Genomic DNA, 6,000 nt, shown 5'->3' on the forward strand with positions numbered 1-6,000 from the left:
TCGTGCTTGCTATTGCAAGCACCCTGCTAGCAACCGCATGCGGAGTCGATCGTGCCGCTTGTTCGGACCCGACGTGGTCATCGGCCCGACAGCAGGTCCTCCACCTTCGCCTCGCCCTCGCGGTAGCGGCGGGTGATCTCGGCTGCGCAGTCGTCGGCGGTGCGCTGGAGGCGGTGCCGGCGCGAGGACACCTCCTGCTCGTGGGCGCCGAGCTTGTCCAGCGCCTCGCCCAGTTCCGCGTCGGTGTGCGCGGCCAGGTCGGACAGGCCCACGTCGGCCAGCAGTTGCTCGATCCAACTCCGGTAGCGGTCGGTGCGCGGCGGCTGGACGTTGACGTGCCGCGCGCCCCGGGTGGGCGGTCTGGACTCGGACAGGATCTCGGGCAGCCGGCCCACCACCGGCGATTCGGGTTCGGCACCGTCCTGGCCGGACCGCCGGGCCAGTTCGGCGCGCAGGATGTCGATCCGCCCTTGCAGCAGTCTCCGCAGGTAGGACAGATCGTTCTCCTCGCGCTGGGCGTCACGCATGAGCTCGCGAACCCGACTCAGCGTGAGTGCGCGGATGGCCTCCGGGGCCACTCCGTCGGGAAGATCCACCATGAGACGCATCGTGTCATGTCGGGCAGACCGCCGCGTGCCACATGGCTCGGAATCGGTCCGGACGGGTGTGCAGAATGGGCCCATGCGTGCCGTCCTGCAGGTCGTGACCGAAGCATCCGTGACCGTCGAAGGGGAGGTCGTCGGCTCGATCGTGGGCCCCGGACTGTGCGTCCTGGTCGGCGTGACGCACACCGACACTCCCGAGATCGCCCGCCGACTGGCCGCGAAGTTGTGGAGCCTGCGCGTCCTGGACGGCGAGAAGTCCTGCTCGGACCTGTCCGCGCCGCTGCTGGTGATCAGCCAGTTCACCCTGTACGGCGATGCCCGCAAGGGTCGTCGACCGACCTGGAACGAGGCCGCGCCGGGCCCGGTCGCCGAACCCCTGGTGGCCGAGGTCGTCGCGGCACTGCGCGCGCTGGGCGCGCAGGTGGCCACCGGCGTGTTCGGCGCCGACATGAAGGTCGCGCTCGTCAACGACGGCCCGATGACCCTCGTCGTGGACATGTGACCGGCGCACGCGACCCCCACGACCCCCGCGGGTGAGCCGGACGCGCGCCCCGGCGATTCTCGTTCCCGGGGGTTCTCCCCATGTTCGCGGGCCCTGCGGGGAAGCAGAATGGGCGTCGGGTACACCGACCGAAAGGGGTTGGACCATGTCGCACCGCGGGCCGTACATCGCGGCCGGGATCGTCGTCGCCATCATCGCGCTGATCGTGTTGCCGTCGTGGATCGCCTGGACCGTCGTGGCGGTCGCGATCGGCCTGCCGGTCGTCGCCTACTTCACCCTGGACCGCTCGCAGCGGCGTCGCCTGCACCGCATCCGCCGCCGCGAGATCCGCTAGCCGAAGGGCCCGCCCGGGCCGACGAGGACTACGCGGGGACCACGATCTCCTGGGTGGCCGGCACGCCGCCGGCCAGGAGTTCCGCGTCCACCGCGGTGTTGCGCTTGATCAGCGCCAGCGCGATCGGGCCGAGTTCGTGGTGGCGCACCGCGCTGGTGACGAAGCCGACCTGCCGGCCCGCGAGTTCGACCGGCGCGCCGTGCGCGGGCAGCGCCTCCGGCGTGCCGTCCAGGTGCAGGAAGACCAGCCGGCGCGGCGGGCGGCCCAGGTTGTGCACGCGCGCGACGGTCTCCTGGCCCCGGTAGCAGCCCTTGTCCAGGTGCACGGCGGTGTCGATCAGACCCAGCTCGTGCACGATCGTGCGGTGATCGGTCTCCTGGCCCAGCCGGGGCCGGTACGCGGCGATCCGCAGCGCCTCGTACGCCCACATGCCGGCCGGGTGCGCGTGCTCGCGGCCGTACCGCTCCAGGCGCTCGCGCGGCAGGAACAGTTCGCGGCCGTGATCCGTGGCGCGCACCAGCACCTCCTCGGGCGTGTCGCCGGGGTCGCCCGCCTCGTGCACGATCGCGAAGTCGGCGGACACGTCCGCGACCTCGACCCGCAACATGAAGCGCATCCGGTCCAGGAACTCGACCAGCGCGGGCGCCTCGCCGGGCTCCAGGTGGGCCCAGAACGCCTCGCCGTCGTCCACCCCGTACAGCGCGTGCTCGATGTGCCCGTGCGGGCTCAGCACGAGGGTCAGCGTCGCCTCGTGCGGCTTCAGGTCGGTCAGGTGTTGCGTGGTCAGCGAGTGCAGCCAGCTCAGCCGATCCGGACCGCTCACCTTGATCACGTCGTGGTGGGAGAGGTCGACGAAGCCCTCGCCCGCCTCCAGCCGACGTTGTTCGCGCAGGGGATCGCCGTAGTGCGCGGCGACGCCGGCGTCGGGGGCTTCCGCCGCGACCGCGCCGGGCAGGGACAACAAGGGGCTCGTGGGCATGTCCCCACAGTACGAGACCGGTGCGGCCCAGTGCCGTTGCCCCGGTTCAGGGAACCCGGGCCGCGGTGCACTCTGCGCAGCGGCCGAAGATCGCGAAGTGCGCGAGATCGATGTCGAATCCGTGCTCGGCGCGCAGTTGCTCGCCCATCGCCGCGGCCACTTCGGTGCCCACCTCGATCACCCGACGGCAGTCCCGGCAGACCAGGTGCAGATGGCCCCCGACGTCGGCCGGGTGGTAGGTCGGCGCGCCGTGCCCGAGGTGGGTGTGGGTGACCAGGTCGAGTTGTTCGAGCAGTTCCAGGGTGCGGTAGACGGTCGAGATGTTGATCCCGCCGGCCGTCTTGTGCACCTCGGCCAGGATCTCGTCCGGCGTCGCGTGACCCAGGGTGTTCACCGCTTCGAGGACGAGTTGGCGTTGCGGCGTGAGCCGGTAGCCCTTCTCCCGAAGTTCGTGCTTCCAGTCAGTGCTCACGCAGGGAAGTTTACGAGTGCGGGCCGGTCCCCGGGCTCCTCGGCGCGGTCGCGTCCGGTTCGGCGCCGTCCGGCGCTATTCGGCCGCGAGGTCGGCGTCGACCCGCTTGAGCTGGGCGGAGACGTGGGCCTGGAGCGGATGCCCCATGGCGGCCATATCGTACGCGTACATCAACTCGCTCTTGACCAGACCGTACAGCCGGTGGCCCGCGGTGTAGTCCTTCGCGTCCTCGGTGCGCGCGACCACGTCGGTGCGCATCTCCAGGCGCGGGCCGTCCACCTTGCCCAGCCAGATCTCCACGATCCCGGTGGGGTGCGCGAGGGTCACGTCGACCGAACCGTCCAGCTTCGAACGCCAGAAGCCGGTCTCGGTCGCCAGCGGGCGCACCCGCTCACCCTCGTCGTCGAGCAGCCAGGTGCGCGAGGTGTAGGTGAGGAACGGCTTGTTCGCGATGTAGCCGAAGGTGACCTGCTGACCGAAGCGGAACGCCTCGATGGTCGGGTAGTCGCCGACACCGGCGCCTTCCCAGGTGCCGAGCAGGAACGCGAGCGGGACGGCGTCGAAGTGCAGGTCGTCCGGGATTTCGATCATGGTGGGGCGGCCGCTTCCGGGGTCGGGTACGGCGGGTCAGCCTATCGGTCCCGCGCTCAGTTCTGGCCCTTGTACAGCTTGGACACGGTCAGGGCGGCGAACCACGCGACGAGGACGCCGACCACGGCCAACAGCGCAATGAAGAAGATGTGCATCGCCCGGGTGCTCCTCGTGCTCTGTACGGGTGGGCCAGGTCGACCTGGCCGGGTGCCAAACGGCCTCAGTGTATAGGCTGCGGGCCGTGAAGCGATCTCTCGTGGTCAAGGTCACCGCAGGTCAGGACGCGCCGGAGCGCTGCTCCCAGGCGTTCACGGTGGCATCCGTGGCGCTCGCGTCGGGAGTGGACGTGTCGCTGTGGCTCACCGGCGAGTCGTCCTGGTTCGCCCTGCCCGGGCGCGCCGCCGAGTTCGAACTCCCGCACGCCGCGCCGCTGCCGGATCTGCTCGACGCGCTGATCGCGGGCGGTCGGGTGACACTGTGCACGCAGTGCGCGGCGCGCCGCGAGATCACCGGCGACGACGTGTTGCCGGGGATCCGGATCGCGGGCGCGCAGGTGTTCGTTCAGGAAGCGCTCGCCGACGGCGCCCAGGCGTTGGTGTACTGACCGATCGGCCGCGCGGCTTCGCGGTCAGTGGCTGATTCCGGAGATGTTCAGGCCGATCACGCCGAGCAGGACCAAGCCGATCGAGATCAGTTTGAGCGGCGACGCGCCCTCGTTCAGGAGCCAGATGCCCACGAGCGCGGTGCCCGCCGCGCCGATCCCGGTCCACACCGCGTACGCGGGGCCCACCTCCAGGGATTTGAGCGCGTAGGTGAGCAGCCCGAAACTGCCCAGCGCGCACGCGGCGAAGCCGACAGTGGGCCACAACCGGGTGAATCCGTGGCTCTGCTTGAGCATGATGGCGAATCCGGTCTCCAGGACTCCCGCGATGATCACGATCACCCATGCCACGTGTGCCTCCCGGCGTCGCGCCCTGCTTCCGGTGCCCCGCCCCGAAAGATCCACCCGAGGCGGATCCCCCGAAGATACGGAAACCTTTCTGCCCCGACGACCCGGGGCACACACCAAAAACGACCCCGCCCCTCCCCCGAGCACGTGGGGAGGGGCGGAGCCGTTCTTGCCACCGATCGGGTAGCGGGTTCCGAGGGTGTACGTCCGAAGGAGACCCGACCCGTCGGGGATCAGACCGCGATCTCGACCTCGGCGACGGTGCCCTTCTCGGACACCACGACGCTGCGGTCCACGGTCGCGCCGGGCACGAGTGCCCGCACGGTCCAGTTGCCCGGGGCCGCGAAGAACCGGAACTGGCCGGTCGCGGAAGTGGGCACCTCGGCGGTGAAGTCGCCACCCGCGTCGAGCAGGCGCACGTAACCGTTGATCGGCTGCCCGCCCTTGGTCACCGCCCCCTGAATGATGGTTTCCTTCGCCACGTCAACTCCTGCCAGATCCGGGCCGCCGGCCTTCGCACCGCACATCGTTCCTGCTCCCTGAAGTCGGGTTGGTCGGGTAGCCGTCGGTCACTTGCCGTCGCCGAGCTCGATCGGCACGCCGACCAGCGCGCCGTACTCGGTCCACGAACCGTCGTAGTTGCGGACGTTGCCCTGCTCCAGCAGCTCGTGCAGAACGAACCACGTGTGCGCCGAGCGCTCGCCGATCCGGCAGTAGGCGATGGTGTCCTTCGCCAGGTCCACGCCCTCGCCCTCGTACAGCGCGGTGAGCTCCTCGTTGGTCTTGAAGGTGCCGTCGTCGTTGGCGGCCTTCGACCACGGGATGTTCTTCGCGGTCGGCACGTGGCCGGCCTTCTGCGACTGCTCCTGCGGCAGGTGCGCCGGGGCGAGCAGCTTGCCGGAGAACTCGTCGGGCGAACGCACGTCGACCAGGTTCAGCGTGCCGATCGCGGCGAGCACGTCGTCGCGCCAGGCGCGGATCGACTTGTCCTGCTCCTTGGCCACGTAGGTGGTCGCGGCGCGCTCGGGCACCTCGACGACCAGCTCACGCGAGTCGAGCTCCCACTTCTTGCGACCGCCGTCGAGCAGCTTGACGTCGCCGTGGCCGTAGAGCTTGAAGTACCAGTAGGCGTAGGACGCGAACCAGTTGTTGTTGCCGCCGTAGAGCACGACGGTGTCGTCGTTGGAGATGCCCTTGGCCGACAGCAGCGCGGAGAAGCCGGCCTCGTCGACGAAGTCGCGCTTGACCGGGTCCTGGAGGTCGTCGCGCCAGTCGATGCGCACCGCACCGCGGATGTGGTTCTTGACGTAGGCGCTGGTGTCCTCGTCGACCTCGACGAGGACGACCTTCGGGTCGTCCAGGCGGGCCTGGACCCAGTCGGCGTCTACCAGAACGTCGGAGCGGCTCATGGGGATACCTCCGGTGCAGAAGTGCGCGGGATTGCCGCGGATGTGCGGTCTCGGGGTACACCCGGGCGTGGGGGGGGGGGGGGGGGGGGGGGGGGGGGGGGGGGGGGGGGGGGGGGGGGGGGGGGGGGGGGGGGGGGGGGGGGGGGGGGGGGGGGGGGG

10 protein-coding genes are annotated in these 6,000 nt (G+C 70.4%); 3 read left to right on the top strand and 7 right to left on the bottom strand.

Annotation, left to right across the window (positions count from 1 at the left end; translation table 11 throughout):
- Positions 1–77: 77 nt before the first annotated feature.
- Complete coding sequence (locus ACZ4FV_RS45360; RefSeq protein WP_395864372.1) at positions 78–599, bottom strand: RsiG family protein; 522 nt, start codon at positions 597–599, stop codon at positions 78–80.
- Between the two features lie 82 nt (positions 600–681).
- On the opposite strand from ACZ4FV_RS45360, the gene dtd reads away from it, so the two are divergent.
- Both dtd and ACZ4FV_RS45370 read left to right on the top strand, forming a co-directional pair.
- Positions 682–1,107, top strand: coding sequence for a D-aminoacyl-tRNA deacylase (gene dtd, locus ACZ4FV_RS45365; RefSeq protein ID WP_395864374.1), 426 nt, complete (start codon positions 682–684; stop codon positions 1,105–1,107).
- Between the two features lie 145 nt (positions 1,108–1,252).
- Positions 1,253–1,441: a hypothetical protein gene (locus ACZ4FV_RS45370; RefSeq protein WP_395864376.1), complete on the top strand. Its 189-nt coding sequence runs from the start codon at positions 1,253–1,255 to the stop codon at positions 1,439–1,441.
- A gap of 28 nt (positions 1,442–1,469) precedes the next feature.
- Here ACZ4FV_RS45370 and ygfZ read toward each other — a convergent pair whose 3' ends face one another.
- The 3 genes from ygfZ to ACZ4FV_RS45385 all read right to left on the bottom strand — a co-directional run bounded on the left by ygfZ (position 1,470) and on the right by ACZ4FV_RS45385 (position 3,483).
- Positions 1,470–2,420 (bottom strand): CAF17-like 4Fe-4S cluster assembly/insertion protein YgfZ, encoded by a 951-nt coding sequence (ygfZ, locus tag ACZ4FV_RS45375; RefSeq protein ID WP_395864378.1) that lies wholly within the window; start codon positions 2,418–2,420, stop codon positions 1,470–1,472.
- Positions 2,421–2,466: 46 nt separating this feature from the next.
- Positions 2,467–2,892, bottom strand: coding sequence for a Fur family transcriptional regulator (locus ACZ4FV_RS45380; RefSeq protein WP_395864380.1), 426 nt, complete (start codon positions 2,890–2,892; stop codon positions 2,467–2,469).
- A 75-nt stretch (positions 2,893–2,967) separates the two neighbouring features.
- Complete coding sequence (locus ACZ4FV_RS45385; RefSeq protein WP_402236073.1) at positions 2,968–3,483, bottom strand: heme-binding beta-barrel domain-containing protein; 516 nt, start codon at positions 3,481–3,483, stop codon at positions 2,968–2,970.
- Positions 3,484–3,724: 241 nt separating this feature from the next.
- Between ACZ4FV_RS45385 and ACZ4FV_RS45390 the strand changes: the two genes are divergently transcribed.
- Positions 3,725–4,087: a DsrE family protein gene (locus tag ACZ4FV_RS45390; protein ID WP_360319300.1), complete on the top strand. Its 363-nt coding sequence runs from the start codon at positions 3,725–3,727 to the stop codon at positions 4,085–4,087.
- 24 nt (positions 4,088–4,111) lie between these two features.
- Here ACZ4FV_RS45390 and ACZ4FV_RS45395 read toward each other — a convergent pair whose 3' ends face one another.
- From ACZ4FV_RS45395 to ACZ4FV_RS45405, 3 genes are all read right to left on the bottom strand, one after another.
- Positions 4,112–4,435 carry a DMT family transporter gene (locus ACZ4FV_RS45395; RefSeq protein WP_395864384.1) on the bottom strand — a complete coding sequence of 108 codons (324 nt, stop codon included), beginning with the start codon at positions 4,433–4,435 and terminating at the stop codon, positions 4,112–4,114.
- 230 nt (positions 4,436–4,665) lie between these two features.
- Positions 4,666–4,959, bottom strand: coding sequence for a DUF1416 domain-containing protein (locus ACZ4FV_RS45400; RefSeq protein WP_020552259.1), 294 nt, complete (start codon positions 4,957–4,959; stop codon positions 4,666–4,668).
- Between the two features lie 42 nt (positions 4,960–5,001).
- A complete protein-coding gene (locus tag ACZ4FV_RS45405) occupies positions 5,002–5,841 on the bottom strand; it encodes a sulfurtransferase (protein WP_395864386.1) in 840 nt (279 codons plus the stop codon).
- Between the last annotated feature and the right edge of the window lie 159 nt (positions 5,842–6,000).

The organism is Embleya sp. NPDC025285 (assembly GCF_055558835.1).